The organism is Zoogloea ramigera (genome assembly GCF_006539865.1).
GTDB lineage: Bacteria > Pseudomonadota > Gammaproteobacteria > Burkholderiales > Rhodocyclaceae > Zoogloea > Zoogloea ramigera.
Window position 1 is genome coordinate 1 of record NZ_BJNV01000201.1, and the last position, 634, is coordinate 634.

Consider the following 634-nt stretch of genomic DNA (forward strand, 5'->3'; position numbering starts at 1 on the left):
AGCAGCGCCAGGTAATGGGCCTCCGGCACGATCACCCGATGCTGGGCCCGGGCCGCCGCGATCCACTCGAGCACCGTATGCTTGTGGCCCAAGAGCGCCCCACGTTCCGTCATCTCGTAGCGGCCCCGTACCGGATTGAACTGGTACTCCTCCGCCTTGCCCGCGTCGTGCAGCAAGCTCCCGGCGATCAACACCGGCAGATGCACCTCAGCGTGATGACTACCGAGGGTGCGGGCCCGCTCGGCGACCTCCAGCGCATGGCGGAAGTTGCCGTTACGGCCGTTGTGATGCCCCTGCAGCGAACTCGGCCCCTCGAGATAACGCTGGAAGCGGCGAGGGTCCCAGAACACCGCGTTGAAGAGATGCTGCAGCGGCCGGCCCAGGCCCTCCCAGAAACACCCCGCCCGCGCGACGAGTTCCCGGTCCCGGACCCAGCCGTGGGGCACCGTGTCGAAGGGATTGAGGCTCGCTTCGGGCCGTTCGAGCTTCACCAGCCGGGCGATCCGGATCGCCCCCAGGGTGCTGGTCGGCCGGCCGAGCCAACGGATCGACACCAGGCTGCCGACCGTCAGCCGGCTGTCCGGATGCCGGCACAGCCATTCGACGCGCAGTACCGCCCGCTCATGGAACACAA

1 protein-coding gene is annotated in these 634 nt (G+C 68.5%); it reads right to left on the bottom strand.

Annotated features, from left to right (window positions below; all coding sequences use genetic code 11):
- A partial coding sequence (locus ZRA01_RS20730) for a metal-dependent phosphohydrolase (RefSeq protein ID WP_170183047.1) occupies positions 1 to 634 on the bottom strand: 634 nt, incomplete at both ends.